The organism is Stutzerimonas xanthomarina DSM 18231 (assembly GCF_900129835.1).
Taxonomy (GTDB): Bacteria; Pseudomonadota; Gammaproteobacteria; order Pseudomonadales; family Pseudomonadaceae; genus Stutzerimonas; species Stutzerimonas xanthomarina.
This window is the reverse complement of sequence record NZ_FQXA01000003.1, coordinates 506,310-530,802: the sequence shown is the minus strand read 5'-3', so window position 1 is coordinate 530,802 and position 24,493 is coordinate 506,310. Positions and strand designations below refer to the sequence as shown.

The 24,493-nt window shown below is 58.5% G+C and carries 21 protein-coding genes; 14 read left to right on the top strand and 7 right to left on the bottom strand.

Features of this window, described 5'->3' with window-relative positions:
• Positions 1–21 precede the first annotated feature (21 nt).
• The 3 genes from BUE09_RS10475 to BUE09_RS10465 form a co-directional block, all read right to left on the bottom strand.
• Positions 22–783 carry an ABC transporter substrate-binding protein gene (locus BUE09_RS10475; RefSeq protein ID WP_073300926.1) on the bottom strand — a complete coding sequence of 254 codons (762 nt, stop codon included), beginning with the start codon at positions 781–783 and terminating at the stop codon, positions 22–24.
• A 141-nt stretch (positions 784–924) separates the two neighbouring features.
• Positions 925–1,647 (bottom strand): RNA pseudouridine synthase, encoded by a 723-nt coding sequence (locus BUE09_RS10470; RefSeq protein WP_073300925.1) that lies wholly within the window; start codon positions 1,645–1,647, stop codon positions 925–927.
• 95 nt (positions 1,648–1,742) lie between these two features.
• The gene (locus BUE09_RS10465; protein ID WP_073300924.1) at positions 1,743–1,922 is read right to left on the bottom strand and encodes a hypothetical protein; all 180 of its coding nucleotides are present in this window, start codon (positions 1,920–1,922) and stop codon (positions 1,743–1,745) included.
• A 340-nt stretch (positions 1,923–2,262) separates the two neighbouring features.
• On the opposite strand from BUE09_RS10465, the gene BUE09_RS10460 reads away from it, so the two are divergent.
• The 13 genes from BUE09_RS10460 to BUE09_RS10400 all read left to right on the top strand — a co-directional run bounded on the left by BUE09_RS10460 (position 2,263) and on the right by BUE09_RS10400 (position 19,752).
• Positions 2,263–4,605, top strand: coding sequence for a glucose/quinate/shikimate family membrane-bound PQQ-dependent dehydrogenase (locus tag BUE09_RS10460; protein ID WP_073300923.1), 2,343 nt, complete (start codon positions 2,263–2,265; stop codon positions 4,603–4,605).
• Positions 4,606–4,693: 88 nt separating this feature from the next.
• Positions 4,694–5,530, top strand: a complete 837-nt coding sequence (locus BUE09_RS10455) for a CvfB family protein (protein WP_073300922.1) — start codon at positions 4,694–4,696, stop codon at positions 5,528–5,530.
• Between the two features lie 660 nt (positions 5,531–6,190).
• Complete coding sequence (locus tag BUE09_RS10450) at positions 6,191–7,354, top strand: outer membrane beta-barrel protein (RefSeq protein ID WP_073300921.1); 1,164 nt, start codon at positions 6,191–6,193, stop codon at positions 7,352–7,354.
• A gap of 42 nt (positions 7,355–7,396) precedes the next feature.
• The gene (locus BUE09_RS10445; RefSeq protein ID WP_019342319.1) at positions 7,397–7,930 is read left to right on the top strand and encodes a polysaccharide biosynthesis/export family protein; all 534 of its coding nucleotides are present in this window, start codon (positions 7,397–7,399) and stop codon (positions 7,928–7,930) included.
• Positions 7,930–10,131: a GumC family protein gene (locus tag BUE09_RS10440; protein WP_073300920.1), complete on the top strand. Its 2,202-nt coding sequence runs from the start codon at positions 7,930–7,932 to the stop codon at positions 10,129–10,131. The genes BUE09_RS10445 and BUE09_RS10440 overlap by 1 nt, the downstream gene beginning before the upstream one ends.
• A 156-nt stretch (positions 10,132–10,287) precedes the next feature.
• Complete coding sequence (locus tag BUE09_RS10435) at positions 10,288–11,634, top strand: UDP-glucose dehydrogenase family protein (RefSeq protein WP_073300919.1); 1,347 nt, start codon at positions 10,288–10,290, stop codon at positions 11,632–11,634.
• A 14-nt stretch (positions 11,635–11,648) separates the two neighbouring features.
• Positions 11,649–13,037 carry a lipopolysaccharide biosynthesis protein gene (locus BUE09_RS10430; RefSeq protein WP_073300918.1) on the top strand — a complete coding sequence of 463 codons (1,389 nt, stop codon included), beginning with the start codon at positions 11,649–11,651 and terminating at the stop codon, positions 13,035–13,037.
• Entirely contained in the window at positions 13,037–14,266 is a 1,230-nt protein-coding gene (locus BUE09_RS10425) for a glycosyltransferase family 4 protein (RefSeq protein WP_073300917.1), read from the top strand. The genes BUE09_RS10430 and BUE09_RS10425 overlap by 1 nt, the downstream gene beginning before the upstream one ends.
• A 171-nt stretch (positions 14,267–14,437) precedes the next feature.
• Positions 14,438–15,562 carry a GDP-mannose 4,6-dehydratase gene (gene gmd, locus BUE09_RS10420; protein ID WP_073300916.1) on the top strand — a complete coding sequence of 375 codons (1,125 nt, stop codon included), beginning with the start codon at positions 14,438–14,440 and terminating at the stop codon, positions 15,560–15,562.
• 2 nt (positions 15,563–15,564) lie between these two features.
• Positions 15,565–16,533 (top strand): GDP-L-fucose synthase, encoded by a 969-nt coding sequence (fcl, locus tag BUE09_RS10415; RefSeq protein ID WP_073300915.1) that lies wholly within the window; start codon positions 15,565–15,567, stop codon positions 16,531–16,533.
• Positions 16,534–16,701: 168 nt separating this feature from the next.
• A complete protein-coding gene (locus tag BUE09_RS10410; RefSeq protein ID WP_231975569.1) occupies positions 16,702–17,985 on the top strand; it encodes a hypothetical protein in 1,284 nt (427 codons plus the stop codon).
• Positions 17,948–18,712, top strand: coding sequence for a glycosyltransferase (locus tag BUE09_RS10405; RefSeq protein ID WP_073300914.1), 765 nt, complete (start codon positions 17,948–17,950; stop codon positions 18,710–18,712). Before BUE09_RS10410 ends, BUE09_RS10405 begins: the two co-directional genes overlap by 38 nt.
• Before the next feature lie 59 nt (positions 18,713–18,771).
• Positions 18,772–19,752, top strand: a complete 981-nt coding sequence (locus BUE09_RS10400; protein ID WP_073300913.1) for a phosphoribosyltransferase family protein — start codon at positions 18,772–18,774, stop codon at positions 19,750–19,752.
• Positions 19,753–19,808: 56 nt separating this feature from the next.
• On the opposite strand, the gene BUE09_RS10395 is transcribed toward BUE09_RS10400, so the two are convergent.
• A complete protein-coding gene (locus tag BUE09_RS10395; protein WP_073300912.1) occupies positions 19,809–20,858 on the bottom strand; it encodes a glycoside hydrolase family 5 protein in 1,050 nt (349 codons plus the stop codon).
• Positions 20,859–20,931: 73 nt separating this feature from the next.
• Here BUE09_RS10395 and BUE09_RS10390 point away from each other — a divergent pair, with 73 nt between their 5' ends.
• A complete protein-coding gene (locus tag BUE09_RS10390) occupies positions 20,932–21,831 on the top strand; it encodes a WecB/TagA/CpsF family glycosyltransferase (RefSeq protein WP_231975570.1) in 900 nt (299 codons plus the stop codon).
• A 55-nt stretch (positions 21,832–21,886) separates the two neighbouring features.
• On the opposite strand, the gene BUE09_RS10385 is transcribed toward BUE09_RS10390, so the two are convergent.
• The 3 genes from BUE09_RS10385 to BUE09_RS10375 form a co-directional block, all read right to left on the bottom strand.
• On the bottom strand, positions 21,887–23,191 hold the full coding sequence (locus BUE09_RS10385; RefSeq protein WP_073300910.1) for a lipopolysaccharide biosynthesis protein: 1,305 nt from the start codon (positions 23,189–23,191) through the stop codon (positions 21,887–21,889).
• 272 nt (positions 23,192–23,463) lie between these two features.
• Positions 23,464–24,036 (bottom strand): DUF488 domain-containing protein, encoded by a 573-nt coding sequence (locus BUE09_RS10380; protein WP_073300909.1) that lies wholly within the window; start codon positions 24,034–24,036, stop codon positions 23,464–23,466.
• Complete coding sequence (locus tag BUE09_RS10375) at positions 24,033–24,257, bottom strand: hypervirulence associated TUDOR domain-containing protein (protein ID WP_019342334.1); 225 nt, start codon at positions 24,255–24,257, stop codon at positions 24,033–24,035. The genes BUE09_RS10380 and BUE09_RS10375 overlap by 4 nt, the downstream gene beginning before the upstream one ends.
• Between the last annotated feature and the right edge of the window lie 236 nt (positions 24,258–24,493).

The following is a 24,493-nucleotide window of genomic DNA, read 5'->3' as shown; positions in this document are numbered from 1 at the left end:
AGCATAACTGTTCAGCCTGTTTTACTGCGCAGTGGCAATGGGCTGCAGTCCGTAATGGAACAGGAGGATCTGCCACTCGGGGTTCTCTGGCAAGTTCTCTACGAATCGGGCGAGGTACTGGGTGGCCGCTTGGCCAAGCGCATCGGCGACCCATAGATGCCGAGTGAACTGATAAAGCGGCGTATTCGAGACGTACAAATCCTGTAGTTTTTTCTCTTTACGGTAGTAGAGCAGGGTGGAGCGCGGAATCAGCAGGGTGCCGATGCGACCTGACAGCAGCTTCTCGAGGTTTTGCAGGTCGCCTTGGGCGTTCTGGCGTTTGATTGCACCGCTGGCGATATCCGCTTCGAGCCCTTCGTATCGGTGCCCGAGTACGCCTCCCAAGACAAGGTTGTGTAGCGATTCGGGGTTTTCATATTCAAACGGGGCATCAGGCAACGAAACAAAGTCCTGTTTATCGATCAATAGCGGCCCCGACCATTTGCCGTTGGCTGCTTGCTCGGCAGTGAAGAAGTTCGGAGTGGCCCAGAGCAAAACGCCAGGTCGCTCTCGTGCTAGCCGTCTATCGACGCGCTTGCGCGGCAATTTGACCAGCTCGAAGCGAAAACGCTGGCTGTTAGCGGCGTCATTGTTGAGCAGGTCGACGAAGGCATGCGACAACCCTTTGCCGTCTTCGAGAATGAACGGTGGCGAGAAATGATACGTCCACACCTCGATTCGTTGCTGGGCCCCGCAGACCGACGGCAGCAGGACGAACATCAGCAACAGGACGAGTCTGTGCATGGAGAACCTTTTTCGATGGCGAAGGGCGACAACCTGGGCTTCTGACGATGAACGGCAGCTGGCTTTGCTCTCACTTGTCACGACATCAGCATAGCTCAGCGGTCGCGACGTGCGAGCAGCTATGCCAGAGACGGTGTCAGGCTAGAAGCGTTCATGTTCGCCGAGAAAACGCCACTCACCAACCGGTAGCTTGGCCATCGACAGCCGACCGATGCGAATCCGCTTGCAGCTGACCATCTGCAAGCCGATGGCTTCGCAGAGCTGCTGAAGGTCGCCGGCCTGAGGCGCCTTGAGCACGATGCGCAGGCGGGTTTCGTTCTGCCAGCTGGCTTTGGCTTTGGGCAGAATCCTGCCGCGATGGCCGATCCCTTTGCCCAGCAACTCCAGACCGCCTTCCTCCGGCTCGCCAGCAACTTCGACGATGTACTCCTGCTCTAGCGCATCGCGGGGATCGGCGAGCTTGCGGATCACTTCGCGCTGCTGGCTGAACACCACCAATCCGCTGATGTCCTGTTCCAGCGGCAGGATGACGGTCTGACGCGCGAAATGACGCTCGCGAGGAGCCAGGCGCGAGCCGTCGCCACTCCAGTGACTGGACTCGGCCAGTTGCTTCAGCGCGTCGGCGGCCTCTGCAGCTGTAGGCTGGCCGGCGGGTTTGTGCAGCAGCAGCGTGGCCGGTGGCAATTCAGCCGCCGTGGCGCCGGGCAGCAGTTCGATACGCTGCTCGCCGACTTTGAAATAGGGAGTTTCGATGACCTGCCCGTCGACGCTGACCCAGCCTCCCTCGATATATAGCTCGGCCTCGCGCCGGGAACAGCCGATCTGCTCGGCGAGGCGTTTGGACAAGCGTATCGGGTCAGTCATGGTGAGCTCGGGTGCTTCGGAAGGGGAAACCTGGCGAGCCACTGCAGACGGCTAATAGCAGTGGGGCTCGCTTACTAGGTCAGGTGTTGCGGATTTTACTTCTTGCTGATGGTGATCTGGCGCGACGGGCCCTGGGTCTGTCCGCTGACCCCGTTCGGGATCTTCTGCACTTCACCGCCGGACTTGAGGAAGGCTGCCATCTGGTTGGCTAGCGATTCGCTGGTTTCACTGGCAGGTTCGGGTTTGCGCTTAGCTGAGGTGGTCTTGGCGGCCATCGTTATCTGTTTCCTATGGTCAGTCGAACCGGACATTATACAGATCTGGCTAATTTTTGTTCGATTTTTTCGCTGCGGCTAGCTGTCTTTCGCCTGTACAGCCCGGCACCCTTGCTTCGGCTGGGCCTGCTTGTGTGCAGACTGAGCTTGGCTCAGATCCGTTTATCGGCAGTTTTTGCATTTGGCGGGGAGCATTCTCGTCGGCCTCCGGTCCACTGATGTATCGGCTGACCCAGGCGGTGGTCGTCCCTGCGTTGGGCAATTGGTAGGGGGATGTTCGTAGCAGGCAGTTTTTTGTTTCGCATCTCCAGAGCCTTACAACAAGACTAAGGAGTGGAGTGTGGCGGTCACCATCAGTGCAATCCTGTGCATCATTCTCGGTCTGGTCCTGGCCGTAGGCGGTTGGAGAGTCATCGACCTTGGCGGTACTTGGTATTTCGCGGTTCTCGCCGTGGGTTTTCTGCTGACGGGCGCACTGCTGTGGATTCGGCGTCGCGCAGCGCTCTGGGTTTACGCCTTGGTTATGCTCGGTGCGCTGGGTTGGGCTATCTATGAAGTGGGCTTCGACTGGTGGCAGCTGGCACCGCGCGCCAGCATCATTGGCCCGCTTGGGCTATGGTTCCTGACGCCCTGGATTGCGCAGCGACTGGGTTGGCAGCACTTCGGTGCGCGCGCCTGGGGCGGTAGCGCAATCCCGCTGATGATCGCGGTGGCGCTATGGGGCGCGACGGCTCTGCACGCCTTGACCTCCGACAGCAGTGACATCAAAGGCATGCTGCCGCCGCCTTTGGCTGCTGCGCCAGCGGCCGAGGTGAACACCGCTGATAACGTGCCAGCCAGCGATTGGCATGCGTACGGTCGCACCCAGCATGGCATGCGCTACTCACCGCTCGCGCAAATCACGCCAAGCAATGTCGAGCGGCTGGAAAAGGTCTGGCATTACCACACCGGCGATATGCGACGTCCTAGCGATCCCAACGAGACCACCTACGAAGTCACGCCGCTGAAAATCGATGACAGCCTCTTCATCTGTACCCCGCACAACTTCGTAATCGCGTTGGATGCCGAGACCGGGGAAGAGCGCTGGCGCTTCGATCCGCAGGTTCCGGATTCGACCAATCGTCAGCATCTGACGTGTCGCGGTCTGTCCTATCACACCAGCGAGACCCCCGCGGAGGGACAGGCCTGTCAGCAGCGACTGTTCATGCCCACAGCGGATGCGCGGCTGATCGCATTGGACCCCGAGACCGGCAAGGTCTGCGAATCATTTGGCGAAAACGGCGCGGTGAATTTGTGGAAGAACATGCCGAACGTCACGGAGGGTTTCTACTACTCCACCTCGCCACCGGTTGTGGCTAACGACTTGGTTATCGTCGGCGGGGCCGTCAACGACAACGTCTCGACCACCGAGCCATCTGGCGTCATCCGCGCGTATGACGCAATCACCGGCGAGCTGAAGTGGAACTGGGACCCGGGCAATCCCGAGCAGACCGCACCCATCGCGCCAGGCGAAACCTACAGCGAGAGCACGCCGAATAGCTGGAGCATCTCTAGCGCTGACGAGGAGCTGGGGTTGGTGTTCGTGCCGCTGGGCAATCAGGTTCCTGATCAGTGGGGCGGCAACCGCAGCGAGAACAGTGAGCGCTTCTCGTCTTCCATCGTCGCGCTGGATCTGGAAACAGGGCAGCTGCGCTGGGTGTTTCAGACGGTACATCATGATCTCTGGGACATGGATGTGCCGGCGCAACCAAGTCTTGTCGACATTCAGACCGAGTCGGGCATGGTCCCGGCACTCGTGCAGCCAACCAAACAGGGCGACATCTATGTGCTGGATCGCCGCACGGGCGAGCCGGTGCTGCCGGTGCGCGAGGTGCCCGCGCCGCAAGGTGCCGCGAAGGGCGATTATGCCGCGGCTACCCAACCTGTATCGGCACTGTCGTACGAGCCGCCTAAGCTGCAGGATTCCGATTTGTGGGGCGCGACCTTCATTGATCAGATGATGTGTCACATCCAGTTCAATTCGTTGCGTTACGAAGGGCGTTACACGCCGCCTTCGATCCAGGGTTCGCTGGTCTACCCTGGCAATTTCGGGGTGTTCAACTGGGGTGGGGTAGCTGTCGATCCGGTCCGGCAGATGGTGTTTAGCGCACCGTCCTATTTGGCTTTCACCTCAACGTTGATTCCGCGCGAGAACGATGAGAAGGCTTACGTCTCCAACAGCGAGCCGCACCTGAACGAAAATTTCGGCGCGCCGTTTGCGGTGGACCTGAAGCCGTTCGTGTCGCCGGTTGGTCTGCCGTGCACTGCGCCGCCATGGGGGTATGTGGCGGGCGCCGACCTTCGCACGGGTAAAACCCATTGGCTGCGCAAGAACGGTACGGTGCGTGACCGGGCACCGGTGCCGCTGCCCTTCGAAATGGGTGTGCCGAGTCTGGGCGGGCCGGTGATCACTGCGGGCGGGGTGGCGTTCCTCTCCAGTACGCTGGATTACTACGTGCGCGCCTATGACGTCACCACCGGCAAGCAGCTTTGGCGGGCACGGTTGCCGGCCGGTGGACAGGCGACGCCGATGACCTACCAGAGCCGTTCGGGTCGCCAGATGGTGGTGGTTGTTGCAGGCGGTCACGGGTCGCTCGGCACCAAGGCCGGGGATTCGGTCATCGCCTACGCGTTGCCGCGATAAAACCAGCCTCGTGCGCACTGAGGCGGTGCGCACGCGACAAGCGGGTGGCCTGCTAGAATCGCCGCCTTCGACCCAGAGGAATCGTTACATGGCCGCAATCGGGCGCTTCAACAGCCTGCAAATCGTCAAGCACACCGGTTTCGGCCTCTATCTGGATGGCGGTCCGGATGGCGAAATTCTGCTGCCCAACCGGTACGTTCCGAAAAACATACCGACGGAGGTCGACGACTGGCTGAACGTCTTCATCTATCTCGACAGCGAAGACAAGCTCATCGCGACCACCGAAAAGCCCAAGGTACAGGTCGGTGAGTTCGCCAGTCTGAAGGTCGTCGAGATCAACCGTATCGGGCTGTTTCTCGACTGGGGACTGCCCAAGGATCTGCTGCTGCCGCATTCTGAAGAGAAGCGGCCGCTCAACGAGGGCGATTACTGTGTCGTTCACGTCTATCTCGACAAGCACACCCGCCGCATCACCGCCACGGCACGGTTGGACCGTTATCTGGACAAGACGCCGGCGCGCTACAAGGTTGGCGAGGCGGTCGACCTGTTGGTGGTCGAGCCTACCGATCTCGGGCATAAGGCAATCATCAACGGCAAGCACTGGGGCCTGATCCACAAGAACGAGGCCTTCAAGTTCCTGCGTGGCGGGATCCGCGAGAAAGGCTACATCAAGGAAATTCGCCCTGATGGCAAGATCAGCCTGAGCCTTCAGCCCGTGGGCAGTGAGGCGGCCGACGCGTTGCAAGCGCTGATTCTGCAGAAATTGCAGGAGAACCAGGGCAGCCTGCCGGTTAGCGACAAGACCGCCGCAGACGAGATTGCACGCCTTTTCGGGGTCAGCAAGGGTAACTTCAAGAAAGCCATTGGTGGTCTGTACAAGCAAGGGCGCATCATTATCTTTCCTGACCGTATCGAGCGCGCTTGAGCTGCTGCGCGGGCGAGCCAGTCGCCCGCTTCCTCCCGCTGGGCATTCTCTTGCCTGTCTGTTAGCCCAGCGTCCGCAGCAATGCGGATACTAAGCGTCTCACTCATCTGCTCGGCATCGTTTCGGTCGTGTCTCGTCTGGAACGTCGGCGACTGACCGCTCATCTTTCGTCGGCATTGTCCGACCTCACGGCATGGAACTCCGTGCTTCTACGCTGGGTCCAGCAAACGATTGCCGACTTGCGAGTGCGAGCAGTCGTTTCGTTCGGCAATCTGTTCTGCATGGATGGGGTGACAGCCTCGACAGAGGCAACGGCAACGCCGCGGCACCCGATGCCGCGCGGGCGCGCAAGCGTTAAGCCGCTGCCAGGCTTCGCCGACGTTCCTTGGCCGGACCTGGCGCGGCATGCTGATGACCCAATCTCGACAGGATGTTTCGCTCCAGGCGCCCGATTCAAGGGCGGTAGCCTGTGCCAGCTGGCCGTCATGTGGGCCGTTTCGAGAGAAGTTGTTGACGCGCGAAAAGCGCCCCTCTGAGCGAATGTGCAACTGTCGGGGATATTTGCGGTCTGTTGCGTGTCTATGCCTCCTCACAGCAGCCAGGCGACGCGGCCAGAGGGTAGGTATGCACAACAATTTATCTCCGAGAAGGGATTCCATAATGAGGAACATCACGCTTCCATGCTTACCGCTGCTGTGCCTTGCAGCGACTCAGAGCTGGGCGCAGGCCGAGCGCGAGCCCGCATACATCCAGTTGGGTGGGTTCGAGTTCACCCCGACGCTGGTCGTGCGCGAAAGTTATGACGATAACTACCGCGGTCTGTCGGATGACGAGCAGGCCTCTTGGGTTACCGGTATTAACCCGACGTTTGTGCTGGGGACCGGCAATCGCAACAGCGAGTACGAGCTCGAATACTCGTTCAACAGCGATATCTTTCATTCGGATTCCGAAGCCAGCAACACAGACCACCATCTGCGGCTCAGAAGCGCGATGGAATTCACCTCTCGCCACCGTCTGACCTGGGGGCTTGCCTACCATCGGGTGGAAGAGACAGCTGACACCGAGACCAATACCGAAAACGACAAATACAGCACCGCCATCGCCCAGGCGGCTTATCGTTTCGGTGCCCGCACTGCTCGCAACCAGCTGGAGTTCGGTACGAACTACGAGCAGCGCCGCTACCACAACAGCGGCAATATCAACGCGTCGGAAGAGCGCGACAGCCTGATGTTCAACTCCATCTGGTTTCACCGGCTGGGTTCCAGAACCCGCTCACTGGTCGAAGTTCGCCATACCGACCATGACTACAAGCTCTCCAGCGCTCTGCGCGACAGCACCAACGTTGCATTGCTGGGCGGTGCAACCTGGGATGCGACCTCCAAGACCTCCGGCACATTCAAGCTGGGCGCCGAGCGCAAGGATTTCGACAGCGATCAACGCGAGGACTTCACCAGCCCCATGTGGGAAGTCGGTGTCACCTACAAGCCGCGTAGCTATTCAGCGTTCACGATTAATTCTCGCCGCGCCTTTGACGAAGGTGATGACGGGGCCAGCACCATCAACGACTGGACCACGATCGCTTCGTGGGATCACGAATGGACGTCGCGCGTCTCGACCGAGCTGCTCTATCGCTTCTCGGATCGCGAATATGAAGGGATTAACCGGGACGACGAACGCACCGGCTATGGCGCTGGCGTGACCTGGTCACCGGATCGTTGGGTTGACGTGACCCTTTCCTACCTCAGGACGGAAAACGACTCCAGCCTGAGCTCGGAGACCTACGACCGTAACGTTTACCTGCTGAGCTTCGACCTGAGCCTTTGAGCCCAGGTAGGACATTAACCAGTGCCTAAGGAGGAGCCGCCGATGCGCATCCCGAACATGTTCAAATTCTTTTCACTGCTGCTGATGCTAGCGTTCAGCGCTGGCGCAACTGCTGCGCAATACCAGTTGGGCTCGGGCGATGTCATTCGCATCAATGTGCATGGCGAGCCGGACCTGACATTCGAAGAAATCCGTCTGACTGACGCCGGTACGTTCACCTTTCCGTTCATCGGTGAGGTGGACGCCAATGGCAAGACGCCAGGCGAGGTTCGCAACCTCCTGGTCGAGAAGCTGAAGGATGGCTACCTGATCGATCCGCGCGTGTCGGTATCGGTTGCCAACTATCGCGAGTTCTACATCGCCGGTGAAGTAAAGCTTCCAGGCGGTTATCCATTCCAGCCCGGGCTGACGCTCGATCGCGCCATCGCGCTAGCGGGCGGTTTGACTGAGCGTGCCTCGACCAAACGCATGACCATCCTGCGCGGCTCGGAAGGCAGCCGCGAGGAAGAGAAAGCCACCATGAACACCTTGGTTCGCCCAGGCGACACGATCAACATCGATGAAGGATTCTTCTGATGAACAGCCCAGTTCGCCCGGATCGACCATGGCAGCGCCCCGTTGGGCCAGCGGCTGATAGCGACTTCATAGATCTGAAGAAGATCTGGCATTCAATCTGGTCCCGCAAGTGGGGTATTGCCCTGCTCGTAGCGGTCGTCGCGGTACTGACCGTTTTCCTGCTGTCGCGCATGACGCCAATCTACAAGGCTGTTGCTACGGTGCTCATTGAGTCCAAGGGCACGCCCGTGTTGTCGTTCCAGCCGACAGCCGATACTCCCGTTGAGCTCAGCGAGTATCTACAGACGCAGCTCAGCCTGATGCAAAGCAGGGGCGTTGCCGAGCGTGTGGTACGCGACCTGAATCTGACCGAGCACCCGGAGTTCGATCTGCGTCAGCAGCCGGGCCCGTTGTTCGACGTCGGTGGTCTCGTGGATACCCTGACAGGCGAAGAGCCCGAGCCGATCACTGAAGCGGAGGTCATGGATTACGCTACGCAGAAATTCATGGAGGTCACCTCGGTCTGGGTTGAGGGCAAGAGCCAGCTGGTTTATCTGTCGGTATCCATGGCCGACAGCCTGACCGCCGCACAGGCGACGAACCGGTTGGCTCAGGCCTATATCGAGGCACAGTTGGAAGCCAAGGTCGACATGTCGATGACGGCTGCCAGCTGGATGAATGAGCGCCTGGTTTCCCTGCGTGAAAACCTGCAGGCCTCGGAAGATCGCCTTCAGGAATATCTCGACGCGGAAGGGCTGGTCGATCTCGACGGCGTAGGTACCATCAGCGCCAACGAGCTTTCGCTGACCGGCGACCGCATGATCGATGCGCGTCGTGAGCGTGCCGAGGCTGAAAGCCAGTACCGACAGGTCGAATCCATGCGCAGCCAGGGCTGGGAGCGTCTGGCCAGTGTGCCGGCTGTTCTGGGCCATCCGCTGATTCAGCAGTTCAAGGCTGACCAGGCCCATGCGCGTTCGCGTGTCGAGGATCTTTCGCGTCGCTATGGCAATCGACACCCGGCAATGGTGTCTGCCCGATCGGATCTGAACGCCGCCACTGCCAGCTTGAAGCAGCAGGTCGAGCAGGTCGTTGCCAGCATCGAGCGCAACTATCAGTTGGCCCTGGCCAACGAAAATTCGCTGAAGGCGTCTTTCGACGAGAACAAGGGCCGAATTCAGGATATTTCCCGCAAAGAGTTCAAGGTGCGTGATCTGCAGCGTGAGGTCGAAAGTGATCGTGCGCTCTACGACACCTTCATGACCCGCCTGCAGGAAACCACCGCGACCTCGGACCTGAGTTCAACAAACGCTCGGGTAGTCGATGCAGCCATTCCGCCAACCGAACCCAGCGCGCCAAACAAGAAGCTGATTCTGGTGGTGGCGTTGTTCCTGGCGCTGGTGCTGGGGATTGCTCAGGCAATCATCCGCGAGATCCTCGACAACACCTTCAAGAGCTCGGAAGAGGTCGAAACCAAACTGGGCCTGCCAGTGATGGGTATCGTGCCGCAGGTGCCGCGTAAGTTGCGCAAGGAAGTCAGCCATCTGTTCGAGCGCAGCGGTGATAAGCGCTTCTGCGAAGCGGTACGGACCATCCGCACCAACTTGCTGCTGACTGAGGCGAGCCAGCCTCGACAGGTGCTGGTGATCACCTCGACCGCACCGGGCGAAGGCAAGAGTTCGGTATCGGCCAACCTCGCGTTCGCCATGGGCCAGCTGCATCGCGTGCTGTTGATCGATGCCGACCTGCGCCGTGCGACCTTGGACAAGGCGTTCGACTTCAAACCGGGCACACCGGGCCTGGTGAACCTGATTGGTGGTAACGCCAAGCTTGAGGAATGCATCCACACGGTTGGCAACGTGGACATGATCGCAGCCGGTGCGGTGCCGTCCAATCCGCTGGAGCTGCTGTCTTCGCCACGCTTCGCCAAGCTGCTTGAGGTGGTCAAAGGCCGTTACGACCGCATCATCATCGACTCGCCGCCGAGCCAGGCGGTCAGTGATGCGGCGGTTCTCTCGACGCTCGCTGATGCGGTGATTTATGTCGTCAAGTCCGACAGCACGCTGATCCCGCACGTACAGAAAGGCGTGAGCCAGCTGCAGAACAGCAATGCGCCGCTCACCGGCGTTGTGCTCAACCACGTCGATATCGAGAAAGCCAAGAAGAACGGTCAGTTCCGTGGCTACTACGACCATTACGGATACAGCGAGCCACAAACAGTGTGATCCGGCTCGTTTGATCCTTTACCGGGGTGTGTCCAGCCATGCGATGGGCCCGCCCCGGATTGACTATCTGCCCAAGCAAGAAAATTGCGCCTACGGCCACCGAAAAGGGTCGCGCCGAGGCACGCCTGTATCAATGTCTGAATCGAGGATCCTGCTATGAATATCACCGTCGTTGGAAGCGGCTACGTCGGGCTGGTTACCGGCGCTTGTATCGCTGAAATGGGTAACACGGTCTATTGCGTGGACGTCGACAAGACCAAGATCGATAACCTCAAGCAGGGCATTCTGCCGATCTACGAGCCGGGCCTCGAGGAGATCGTCACCGACAATCATCAATCCGGACGCTTGCACTTCACCACCTCGCTGTCCGAGGCGGTCGAGCAGTCCGAGGTCTTCTTCATCGCGGTTGGCACGCCGCCGGGCGAGGACGGTTCCGCTGATCTGCGTTACGTGCTGGAGGTTGCCAATCAGATTGGCGACATGCTGACCGCTCCGGCAATCGTGGTGAACAAGTCGACGGTGCCGGTGGGAACAGCGGATCTGGTGCGCGCTGCGGTGGCCGCGCGCCTTGAAGCGCGTGGTGTCGATATCGAGTTCTCGGTCGTATCCAATCCCGAGTTCCTCAAGGAAGGTGCGGCGGTCAACGACTTCATGCACCCGGATCGTATCGTCATCGGTGCCGACAACGAGCATGCGCGTCAGGTGATGAGCGCCCTCTACGCGCCCTTCATCCGCAATCGCCCGCGCACCATGTTCATGGGCATTCGCGATGCCGAGATGACCAAGTACGCGGCCAACGCGATGCTGGCGACCAAGATCTCGTTCATGAACGAAATCGCCAGCCTTTGCGAGCGCCTCGACGTGGATGTCGAGAATGTGCGTCTGGGCATCGGTTCGGATGAGCGCATTGGCTACCACTTCATTTATGCCGGTTGTGGCTACGGCGGCTCCTGCTTCCCGAAAGACGTCAAGGCGCTGATCAACATCGCCCACCAGAACGACTTCGAGCCCAAGCTGCTGCAGGCAGTTGAATCGCGTAACGATCAGCAGAAACATTCGCTGTTCAACAAGCTGTCCACTCACTTCAATGGGGACCTGAGCGGGCGCACCTTCGCAGTCTGGGGCTTGGCGTTCAAACCCGGCACCGACGACATGCGCGAAGCGCCAAGCGTGGTGCTGATCAACAGCCTGATCAACGCGGGCGCCAAGGTACGCGCGTACGATCCAGTCGCCCGTGAAACGGCACGTCGCGAGTTCCCGGAAAGCTGGTTCACCGACGGTCGCCTGCAAATCGTCGAGGGTCAATACGAAGCGGCGATCGATGCCGATGCGCTGTGCCTGGTTACCGAATGGAAACCGTTCCGTCGTCCGGATTTCCGTGCGCTTAAAAAGCTGCTGAACACGCCGCTGATCATCGACGGGCGTAATCAGTATGACCGCGAGCAGGTCAAGCGTGAAGGCTTCAGCTACTACGGCATCGGCCGTCAGCCGGTCCAGGCCTGAGCGAGGGGCAGCGAGTGAGCGCCATCGATCAGTCCAGCATGCGCCGCGATTCATCGCCGATGCGGGAACGGCTAGCCGCACTGCTGCAGGCAAGCATGCGCAGCAAACTGCTGCGCAATATCCTGACCGTGGTGAGCGGCACCGCCGGTGCGCAGGCGATCACCCTGGCGTTCATGCCGGTGATCACGCGCATCTATGGGCCGGAAGCCTACGGGGTACTCGGCACCTTTCTCAGCGTCACGATGATGCTGATTCCGGTGGCGGCACTGACCTATCCCATCGCCATTGTGCTGCCCAAGCGCGATGGCGATGCGCGCGGTTTGGTGCGCCTGGCGCTGGCCACGGCGCTGGCACTGGCGACGGTCGTCGGGCTGACGCTGTTGTTCTTCGGCGATCGGCTGGCTGCGGCGCTCGAAATCGAGATCATTCAGCCGTATCTGATGCTCATCCCGTTTGTCATGTTCTGTGGCGCAGCGCTGGAGATCTGTCAACAGTGGCTGTTCCGCACCCAGCGTTTCCGTATCACGGCGAGCGTGGCGGTGGGGCACTCGTTGCTCTTCAATTCGATACGAACGGTGGCCGGTCTGGTCCAGTCGTCTGCGCTGGTGCTGGTCTGTACCACCGCACTGCAACAGGCGCTGCATGCAGCGATGTTGGGGCTGGCGATGCTGCGGGCCAAGCCTCATGCGGACAACCATGCGGACGAAGCCGAACAGGGTAACTCCGGCATGTTCGAACTGGCGCGCAGGCACAGCGATTTTCCCAAGTTTCGTGCGCCGGTGATGTTGATCAACGCCGTGTCGCAGCATTTGCCGACGTTGGTGCTTGCCGCGTACTTCGGCCCGGCGGCTGCTGGCTTCTTCGCCCTGTGCAAGCAGGCGCTGACGATGCCGACCAATCTGATCGGCAAGTCAGTGGCCGATGTCTATTACCCACGCATCAGCCGCGCCATCCACGACCGCGAGCCGGTCGCGACGATGCTGCTGAAAGCGACCGCTGCGCTGGGTCTGGTCGGCCTGGTGCCGTTTTCCCTGGTGGCAGTGTTCGGCCCCTGGCTGTTCGCGTTGGTGTTCGGTGAGCAATGGCATGTGGCCGGTGAATACGCCCGTTGGCTGGCGCTGGCGGAGTACGTGATTTTCGTCTCGCGCCCTTGCGTGGTGGCGGTCCCGGCGCTGTCGCTACAGGCCCGCTTCCTGTTGTTCGAGATCTTCAGCACCAGCTTGCGCGTGGTTTCACTGTTCGGCGGTGCGCTGTTGATCGGCAATGCACTGGCCACCGTCCAAGCCTTCGCCGTCGCCAGCATCGTTATCTATTCGTTATTGATCGTGATCGTGCTGATTGCGTCGCGCAGGTGGTACGCGGCCCAGCAGAACGCCACGCATCCAGAAGAGAGTTTCGATTGATGAAGGTTTTACATTTGGTAGCGGGCGAATTGACCGGCGGTGCTGCCCGCGGTGCCTACTGGTTGCACCAGGGGCTGCGATCGCTGGGTGTCGACTCGCTCGTATACACCAACAGCCAGGAGACCCACGGTGATACGTCGGTGGTGTCGGTCAGTCGCAGCAAGAAAGACAAGATCATCAGCATCGCCAGAAGTCAGGCCGATCAGGCGTTCGCCAGCGTCTATCGCAAGCGTCAGTCCGGCATGTTCAGTGCCGGCATCATGGGCGCCGATTTCACTGATAGCGCCGAATGCCGCGAGGCGGATGTGGTGCACCTGCACTGGGTCAATGGCGGCTTCGTCGACATGAAACATCTCGCCAAGCTGCGCAAGCCAATCGTCTGGACCATGCGCGACATGTGGCCCATGACCGGTGGCTGCCATTACGCCATGGGCTGCGAAAAATTCACCACGGGCTGCGGCAGTTGCGATCAGCTGGGCAGCGGTTCTGACAAGGACCTGTCGCGCTTTGTGCTTAACCGCAAGCGCAAGTACTTGCCTGCGTCGATGAAGATGATCGGCATCAGCGACTGGGTGTCCGAACAGGCCAGGCAGAGTCTGCTGTTCCGCGACTTCGACGTGCGCACCATCCATAACAACGTTGATGCCAGCGAATTTTTCCCTCTGGATAAACAGCTAGCGCGGCAACTGCTTGGTATCGATACCGAGAAAAAGATCATCTTGACCGGCTGCACTAGCGCCAAGGACACCTACAAGGGCTTCAGCAAATATCTGGAGATGCTTAAGTACCTGGACCCGGCCAAGTACCACCTGTGCTTTTTCGGCAAGCTGGATCAGTCCGTCGCTGACGCCCTGGGGTTCGACTACACCTCGTTCGGCTACCTGCACGACAGCATTTCGCTGCGCCTGCTTTATTCGGCGGCAGATGTGTTCATCGCGCCGAGTCTGATGGAGGCGTTCGGCAAAACCCTGGCCGAAGCCATGGGCTGCGGAACCCCCGTGGTGTGCTTCGATGCCACCGGGCCGAAGGACATCGTGACGCATAAGCATGACGGCTATAAAGCCGAGCCCTTCGACGCTCGGGGATTGGCCGAAGGTGTCGAGTGGGTCACCGGCGAGGCGGACTATGCACGGCTTGCGCTCAACGCCCGGGAAAAGATTCTGACCACCTTCGATAGCCCCGTCATCGCCCGGCAGTACCAGGCGCTATACGAGGAAATGCTCGCATGAACGGACCGTTTGTCCGCACCTGGCAGGGCGGTAACGCCCCGTTAACGTCAGCGGCCAACCATCGACTCAATCAGCTGCACGGCGGAGCAGGGCGCTTGGGCGCCGCTGAGCTGTCTGTTCAGCATCGATCTAACACCTCTCTCGTCATCTGGAACCTACAGGTACTCTGAAATGGAAAAGAAACGCGCGCTGATCACCGGAATTACTGGCCAGGACGGTTCCTATCTTGCTGAGTTTCTGCTGGAAAAGGGCTACGAGGTGCATGGCATCAAACGCCGTGCCTCGTCGTTCAATACGCAGCGGGTCGACCACATTTATCAGGATCGCCACGTTGAAAATCCGAATTTCGTCCTGCACTACGGCGATCTCACCGACTCTTCGAACCTGACCCGCATCATCCAAGAAGTGCAGCCGGACGAGGTCTACAACCTCGGCGCACAATCGCACGTTGCGGTCAGCTTTGAGTCACCTGAATACACCGCCGATGTCGATGGTATGGGTGCCTTGCGCATCCTCGAAGCCATTCGTTTGCTCGGGCTGGAAAAGAAGACGCGCTTCTACCAGGCTTCGACGTCTGAACTCTACGGCCTGGTCCAGGAGATCCCGCAGAAGGAAACCACGCCCTTCTACCCGCGTTCGCCTTATGCGGTGGCCAAACTCTACGCCTACTGGATCACGGTGAACTACCGCGAAGCCTATGGCATGTATGCCTGTAACGGCATCCTCTTCAACCACGAATCGCCGCGCCGAGGCGAAACCTTCGTGACCCGCAAGATCACCCGCGGGCTGGCCAACATCGCCCAAGGGCTTGAGAGCTGCCTGAGCATGGGCAACCTCGATGCACTGCGTGATTGGGGACATGCCAAAGATTACGTGCGCATGCAGTGGATGATGCTTCAGCAAGAGCAGGCCGAAGACTTCGTCATTGCCACAGGCGTTCAGTACTCGGTACGGGAGTTCATCAAGTGGTCCGCCGCAGAATTGGGCGTCGAGCTGCGCTTCGAGGGTAGCGGCGTGGATGAACGCGCCATTGTTGCCGGCATCGAAGGGGACAAGGCGCCAGCACTTAAGGTTGGCGACGTCGTGGTCCGCATCGATCCACGCTACTTCCGGCCCGCGGAAGTGGAAACCCTGCTCGGTGACCCGAGCAACGCCAAGAACAAGCTGGGCTGGACGCCTGAGATCAGTGTGCAGGAAATGTGCGCCGAAATGGTTCGCGAGGACCTGAAGGTCGCCCAGCGCCACGCCCTGCTCAAAGAGCACGGCTTCGAAATTCCAGTGAGTGTGGAGAATTGAATATGAATCGTGACGCACGGGTTTTCATTGCGGGGCATCGCGGCATGGTGGGTTCTGCGATCGTCCGCCGCTTGCAAGCGCTGGGCTACACCAACCTCATCACGCGTGGTCGTGAAGATCTGGACTTGGTTGACCAAGCGGCAGTGAATGCCTTCTTTGCGGAAAACAAGATCGATCAGGTGTACATGGCCTCGGCCAAGGTTGGCGGCATCCACGCCAACAACACCTACCCGGCCGAATTCATCTATCAGAACCTGATGGTCGAGGCGAACATCATTCACGCGGCTCACTGCAACGACGTGAACAAACTGCTGTTTCTCGGCTCGTCCTGCATCTACCCGAAATTCGCCGAGCAGCCAATGAAGGAAGAGGCACTGGTGACCGGTGTGCTGGAACCGACCAACGAGCCGTACGCGGTCGCGAAAATTGCCGGTATCAAACTGTGCGAGAGCTACAACCGCCAGTACGGCCGTGACTACCGCAGCGTCATGCCGACCAACCTCTATGGCCCCAACGATAATTTCCATCCGGAGAACAGCCACGTCGTGCCAGCGCTGCTCAAGCGCTTCCACGAGGCGACGCAGCGTGGCGACAACGAGGTGGTGATCTGGGGCAGTGGCAAGCCCCAGCGTGAATTCCTCCATGTCGACGACATGGCTGCGGCCAGCGTGCACGTGATGGAGCTGGACGACGAGACCTATCAGGCCCATACCCAGCCGATGCTCTCGCATATCAACGTAGGCACCGGAGTGGACTGCAGTATCCGTGAGCTGGCCGAAACCATTGCGCGGGTGACCGAATACCAGGGTGAGCTGAAATTCGATAGCAGCAAGCCGGATGGTACGCCGCGCAAGCTGATGGATGTCTCCCGCCTCAAGGCGTTGGGTTGGCAGTCGAGCATCAGCCTGGAAAATGGTCTGCGCGACGCCTATCGCTGGTTTGTGGAAAACCAGCATCAGGCACGCCATTGACCGAATGGCGGCTGCCCCGGATGGATTTGGCCGTAGCGGACCTTTCTGCCGCTGCTGTTGTCCATCCATGGCGCATGTGTCGCGCCGCAGTGGGCAGCCTCATTCCGCATCAGGGTGGGCCGCTCGGTTCTATGTTTCGCCACGTCAATCGGATACTGGAGATAGCGCTTGTTAAGGAAAGTTCTGGCGTACAAGAATCTGTTGTTCATCCTGTTACTGCTGAACTCGACCTGCTTCTTCCTGACGGATGACAAGCGAGCCGGGATCGCGTACTTCCAGGAGCTGTTCCTGGTGGCGGTGGTTGCCGCGACGGCCTGTCTGTTCGTCGCGTGGAAATGGGTCTACCAATCGAAGACCAGCCTGTGGATCATCTTCATGGGCTGCCTGCTGCCAGTGGTCTCTGCGGTACTCGCCAACCTGAACTTCGGTCAGCCGCTGGCGTATGGCTTGCTGGAAGAACGTCGCTTCTTTCAGTATCTGGTGTTCTTCCCGATGCTGTTCTTGTTGATCAAGGCCTCTCCAACCCAGGAAGAGCTCGCGAAGTACTTTCTCTATGTCGCGCTGTTTTGCGCGACGCTGGGCTTTGCCTACTACCTGGGAATCATTCCCCAGAACCAGGTTGCCTCCTTCACCGTCGATGACTGGACGCAGTACGAGGATCTGCTGCGACCGAACCGCTTCCGGATCGGTTCGCCGTTCGTGACCATTGCCGCATTCATGGTGATGTACAGCATGAAGGAGCGCGTCACCCTCGGCCGGCTGGCGATCCTTCTTTATTTCGTCGCCTACCTGTGGTTGGTCATGCAGACCCGCCAGACCATGGTGGTCTGGGCGCTGGCCGGGGTGTGGATTTTCCGCAAGCGTATCGATTCGTTGATGAAGCTGAGTGCGCTTGGCGTGACGGTTCTGGTGGTCTCTTATCTACTGGTTCCGGAGTTCTATCATGAGCAGTTCGCACGCTTCGAAGCCTTGCTCTTCGATGCAACATCCGGCCCCAGTGTGCGTGACACGACTGTCTCGGTGATTCTTGACGCGATCAGCGCCAACAATTACTTCGGCATGGGTGCGCTCTCGCTGCAATGGAACGGTGGTTTCTCGAGGATTTATAACTCGCACTTCTACTTGGCCGACGTAGGGATATTCGGGGTTTATCATCGCTACGGTTTCCTGACGCCGGTCGTAGTTCTGCTGTTCTATGGCGGCTTTATTTGGGTCATGCGCCAGTGCTCGGACAAAGGCAACCTTCTTGCCGCATTACAGCTTTCGTTCGTGGTCAGCATGCTGAATATCACGTTGTCCAACGCACTGACGTTCTCCGGCGATGTGTATGGCATGGCTGCTGCGTTCTTCCTTTATTACGCCAAGCTACAAATGGCGGATGCTCCGCTCAATGCAAATCTAGAACAGGTGAATTATGGTCAGTTTCAGTATCGTAACTATAAACTGGAATAATTTTGATGGCCTGAAGGAAACCTATCGGAGCCTGGCCAGCCAGACTTACCGCAACTTCCGCTGGATCGTGATCGACGGTGCGTCAAAGGACGGCAGCGGTGAGTGGCTTAGAAATCTGGATGACAGCCAGGCTGAGATTACGATAGAACCGGACAAAGGCATCTATGACGCCATGGAAAAAGGGCGCCAGCGGGCCGTTAAAACTTCCGGCTATACCCTGTTCCTGAACAGTGGCGATTCGTTTGCCGACCCAGAAGTACTCGCCAGGATTAACGACGAGCTGACTGCAGTCACAGTCAAGCCGAAGTTTATCTATGGCGATTTCTATCGCAAAGAGGCCAGCGGCGAGTTGAAACTCACCAGCGCTCGACCCATCGAGCGTGCCCCGCTTGGCCTGCCTGCCAGCCATCAGACGATGTACTTCGAGAACGAGCGGCTGCAGCAGTATAAATTCAGATTGGATTACAAACTGTCTGCCGATTACTGTTTGCTTCTTGAGTTTCTTCAAGGCCTGGATTTACAGGCTGAAGTTTTACAGCTGCCGTTTCCGCTGTGCATATTCGATACAACCGGTGTATCGCATAAGAGGCGCTTCGAGGCGATTCGTGAAGACATGGATATCAGGAAGCGCTTCTTGAATTTTTCCAAACCCAATGCATTGGCGCTTTATATGTTGCATTACGTGCACACGCATACCAAGCAATGGCGTTCTTCGTTAGGGCGTTAAAACCGCTAGCGATCCAACAAGAATGGGCTGTCAAAGAACAGGGCGCAGGAGAGAGTTCGATGAATTACCGAAGCCTGAATGATCTGTCGCGGCTGAGTACTGAATGTGCCAGCAAAATCCCCAATGATGTCGACTTGATAGTCGGCATACCCAGGAGCGGGATGCTGGTCGCCAGCATTATCGCGCTGAAACAGAATCTGCCGCTGACGGATCTCTACTCGTTCCTGCGCAACGACGACCTGAAGAAAGGCAGCACCCGGACCTATAAGCACGCCGAGCTGGTCAAGCCAAGGGATGCGAAAAAGATTCTGCTGGTTGACGACAGCATTTCTTCTGCCAAGTCGATGCGTGCGGCGGATGAACAGGTGCGCGCCATTTATGGCGGCCAGGTTCTGACCATGGCGGTGTTTGCCGAGCGGCACAATCGCCACCACGTCGACATGTATCTGGAACTCGTGGAGCAGCCTCGGGTGTTCGAGTGGAACATCATGCACCATCCGTTTCTGGCCCAGGCGTGTCTGGATATAGACGGTGTGCTCTGTGTCGATCCGACCAACGAGGAAAATGATGATGGGCCGAACTATCGGGACTTCCTCAGTTGTACACGCCCGTTGTTCATTCCTTCAGTCAAGGTCGCGCATCTGGTGACCAGCCGGTTGGAGAAGTATCGCGCCGAAACGGAAGAGTGGTTGGAGCGTAACGGCGTGCAATACGGAACGCTGCATATGCTGGATCTTCCGACTGCCGAGGAACGCCGGCGTTTGAATATTCATCACAAGTTCAAGGCGGAAGTCTATGCCAAGCAACCGCTGACGCGGTTGTTCGTCGAGAGCGAAGTCAGGCAGGCCGTCGAAATCATGAAGCTCAGTCGCAAGCCGGTGTACTGCATCGAGACCAACGAGATGTATGTGCCTGGGCAGGTCTATAACCTCAAGTCCAACACGCTGCGGAAAACTCACAGCCTGAAGGCGAAACTGGTCCGTAAGGCCAGGTCGATCTTGAGCAAATGGGCGCCAGTCGCGCCTTCATCGAAGAGCTGAACGGGAGGTTGGATGTACCGGTGAGGTGCAACCAACCTGCTGTACCAGCGATGCGGTCAGGGGTTAGGTCCGATGCGACTGCAGTTACCCTGACCGACGTATTTGCTGAGGACCTCCCACTGCGGGCGGTCTTGGCCGTCCTTGGTGGGTTCGACGGACAGTTTGTATTTGCCCCACGAGGAGCCTGCTGCCCAGTACGTAATGGGAATGCAGTGGTCCTGAAGGTAAGCCAGCAAGTTATCCATGGCTTCAAGGTAACGAGGTTCATCGGCGGGAATGCCGAACTCACCGATATGGCCTTGTTTGTCATGCTTGATCAGCCAGTCGACGAAAGGTTTGACTCGCTTGACGCCCAGCATGGTGTCGAAGTTTTCTTCCAGCGGCTCTTTGTAGTGCCCGCTGCCATGTTTATCGATGTACAGGTGAGCAGAAAATATCAATTTGTCGGCGGGGTCTTTCAGTTGCAGCAGCGGATCATTGAATTTAGGCCAGCGATAGCTACTGGACCAGAAGTTACCTTCGATGAGCAGGGGCCGCTTCTGGTCATGTTTTCTGATGGCGTCGATACCAGCCTGAGCGGCAGCCGGCCAGTAGTCATCGGCGCCATGTGGCTCGTTCATGATGTCGTAGGCGTAAAGGCCTTTTTCATCTTTCCAGCGCTTGGCAACTCGTTCGAGCAGATCGGTATAGGCCGATATCGGCACGGCCTCAGTGCCGATGATCTGCTTCCGATAACGAGCGTAGTTATGAATGTCGAGGATGACTCGCATGTCATGTTCGGCAGCTTGCTGCAAAGTCTGGTCGATCAGTTCTGCATAGTTCTCATCAAGTTCAGCATTCAACGTTGGCTGCAAACGTTCCCACATGATAGGGAAGCGGATGGTCTCGATACCCTTGGATTTCCACTTGGCGAAGTAGCCAGGCGCGGGGAAGAAATAATTTGTTTTATATTTTCCGGGGATGACATTGCCGGAAAACGCGGCTCCGCCAATGTTCAAGCCAACCAGATCGATATTTTCCGCATGGCTAGCGGCACTCCAGAGCGCAACCGTGAGTCCGAGGAGTATTCCTTTTGATCGGTTCAAAGCGCTGCGTGTCCTTAACATCTCGCTACCTCTTTCTGCTCGTTGGGACGATGCCGCGGTTGCGGCTGCTTCGTTTGTCCGGTGTCGGCAAGCATTGTTCATTTTTGTCAGGCGAATCTTTCCGCTTGGCGGCGCCCGACGGCCAAGGTTGCTGTCTAGTGCCAACAACTTTCACGGGTTACAAACAGAGAACTTATTTATGAAAAATCCCCTCACCAAAAGGATGGATCCTTTGATAGGGAAGCTAAAACTACTGGATGAGTCGGATACCAGGCCTTTCATCTCTGAACTGAAAAAGCGCGAGTCGCCCACGATTCTTGGCTTTCTCAATCAGCACGGCTACAACATCGCGCAACGTCAGCCTGCTGTGCTGGATAGCTTTCTGCAGGTCAACTACCTGCTGCGCGACGGAATTGGGATCAAGATGGCCTGCTCATTCAATGGCCGCGATCCCAAGGCAAATCTCAACGGGTCTGACTTCATCCCTGAGCTGATCGAAGATCTGGTGGGTGAATCTCATGATCGTTATGAGCTGTTTGCCATGGGCACACGTGAGCCTTGGTTAAGCGAAGGTGCGCGCAACCTGTTCGGAAACAGGCATTTCCACGCCATTGATGGTTTCAAGTCGCCTGAGGAGTACCAGGCGTTCTACCAGCAGCATCACGTGCCAGGTCGCTTTCCAATCATCGTGCTGGCGATGGGGATGCCCAAGCAGGAGCGCGTTGCGTTGCATTTGCAAAAGGCCATGGACACCCGCGCGCTGCTGATTTGCGGCGGCGCCATTCTGGATTTCTCTGCGCAGCGTTTTCCGCGAGCGCCGGTAGTCTTTCGCCGCCTGGGACTGGAGTGGGCGTTCCGCATGCTCATCGAGCCACGCCGGTTGTTCAAGCGCTACGCCATCGGCATCCCGGTTTTCTTCTTTTATCTGTCTCGGAATGCGCTTTCCAATTCGCGCCGTGTAGGTGGTTGGAACGCGCTCAAGCGCGAGCCCTGAGGACAGAGCCCCGCCGCATGGCCATGGAGGGTCGCGGCAGAACGAGGTGATGACGTTATCGCGGAATCACGCGTAACGACATCAGTAGGCTGAACAGGTAATGCGCCGAAAGCGTGATCGCGTAGATCAGCACAACCGAAGTGACCGGCAGCCCCAGCAGGGGTCCGCTGGCAAAGCAAGCGACCGTGAGCAAAGCCCGTTGTACGTTCAGTAGCAGCAACAGTCGCTGCCCTTGGAAGACTGATAGCAGGTGCGAAGCAGGCGCATGCATGAACTGGAATAACAGATAAATCGCCAGTGACGACGCCATTTCGCCTGCCACGGCCCATTCTGCGCCGAACGCCACCGCAAATAATCGTTCGCCGAACAGCAATAACAGCAGCATCGGTGCAAGTGCGAGTAACAGCAACCTTTTGATCACCGAATAGGTCAGCGTGCGGATTTCTGCAGGGCGCTTACGTCCTATCGTGGCGATCTCGGCGTAGTACGCCTTGCTGGTCGAGTGGCCGAGTAAATTCATAGGCAAAGCCAGAGCCATCATCGCCAGCCCCAGTTGTCCGGTCGTTGCCGAGTCATAGAGGGCTGCAGTCAGTAGCAGGGGCGCCTGGCTGGAAAAGATCTGTAAGAGCTGTGACGGCAGCCGGTAGATTGGAAAACTCCGGTAATACCGGAACAGCCACCACGCCCGCAGCAAGGTGACCTGCCCCCAATAGCGCTTCACATCCGCGCTGAACAACCGCACCAGCTTGAACGTCCCCGCGCCAGCCCCCAACACCTGGCCAGCCAGGAGCCCGAGGGGCCTCATTCCCAGCAATCCCAACACCACCTTGGCAATCGAACCCACAGCGCTCTGCTGTAGTTGAGTGCGAGCGATAGCCGCGTAGGCGCGCCGGCGGATCGCCCAGATCAACAAGACTTCGTAGAAGCCAGCGCTCGCCAGTGCCACTACCAGCATCCAGCGATACGGAATCAGCACCTCCATCGAAATTTTGGTCAACAAGATGGGGCCAGCAAGCCACAGAACAGCACTCACCAGCACCGTTGTTGCGGCAACGAAGGCTGCAGCCAGTGCCATCAGCGTCATGGCAGTGCCGTTCTTGCTAGGCAGCGGAACCGCGAGTTCGTAGCGCAGCGTCATCAGAGGGGTGAAGATCAGCAGCAAAGCGGTAAAGACCGACAGGAGACCGAAATGCTCCGGGCTATAGATTCGAGTGAGGAGCGGGATGGAGGCGAGGCCAACTATTCTGGCCAAACCGTTGCCGACGGCAAGAGTCGCCATCCCCTTGAACACTTTTGCGGAAGCGTCGCCCGCCAGCCGTTGCCGGATTGCGAGCAGTTTGCCCGTACGGAGACTATCCACCTGAACTCCTTTCCCCGTGAGCGAGCAACGCGCAGCTTGTGCAGTTTCGTACTGCGCGTCATGGGCCGAGTTGACCGTTCGGCATGACGCTTGGAGTGCATCCGGCCATAAGAAGTCGCTCGAAAGGAAAAGTTCTGGTGCGCGAGGGCTGCTTTGTAACCGGCAAGCATTGACTCGCACCGCCGGGTTCAGTGGCCGTTTTGACCTAAGGCTACTGAGGCACCGCCGTGCATGAGCTGGCCAGCCACGCTGGCTCGATGTGGTCTACACGCTCAGTCGATGCCTGGACCGGATGTTTTTAGCGGCTGCCCGACGCCTTCGTCATACACCAACTTGCCATGCTTGAGTCTTGCCGGCGAGGTGTAGGGGTGCAGTGTTAGGTGTTGCTCGTCCTGAATATGCAGCACTTCGATTCCGCGCAGCTTCAACACGTCGGACACCATTGACCGGTGGCATCGCCACCAGAGCACTTCTGCACACATCATCGCGGTGGGTTGCTCGGCCGCCAAGTGCAGAAGCTGCTCCAGTCCGCTTGCAAATTCGTCGGTGTGCAGGTGTTCGGCATAGCCGCGAAAGGAGCTATTGCGCCAAGCACTCGCGCTAGGACCAGGCGAGGCCCGACGGCGGCCCCCCAGTGCTTCGATCCACTCATAGGCGATACGATTCTCGGCAAGCGTGGCTTGCAAGGTGGCCGACATGAACTGCGGTAACCGCCGCGAACCTGGGAAGCGACGAACATCGGCGATGGCCCGGATGCCGTAGTGCTCCAGTACGGCGACAAAGGCCTCGGGCGTTCGTGTGGAATGACCAATGGTCCAGATTCTTTGCGGCTGGGCTGAACTCATTTGGCCCGGCTCAGCGCGCTGCCCTTGTGCATTGCGACGTGATCGGTCTTGTCGCTTTCGATCTCGTATTGGGGCTCGTCAGGGCTGGCATGTCGCGTGTGGCCCTTATAGTCGGTATCACGAGTGTGCACCTTGATGATTCGCCCCGTTACATGCCCGGCTTCCGAATTCCAACGTACGTGGTCACCGACCTTGAATCGTTCTTGGGTCATAAATCGCATCCTCCTTCTCATGAGCCGGTAAAAAAGCAGCGCGCTTTCGAAGGGAAGCGCTGCTTCCTCCTCTATCAGCGACCGGAAAAAACGCTTCCTTACGCCTGCCGTCCGTCGGCTTGCGTCATAGCAGACCTGAGTGGATTGAATAGGTAGATTCAAAAAAATGACGCTGTATGGAAGACAAACGAAGCGGGCTAAAGCGGATTAACCCCTATTTGTCATGATGGCACCGAGCCACAAGT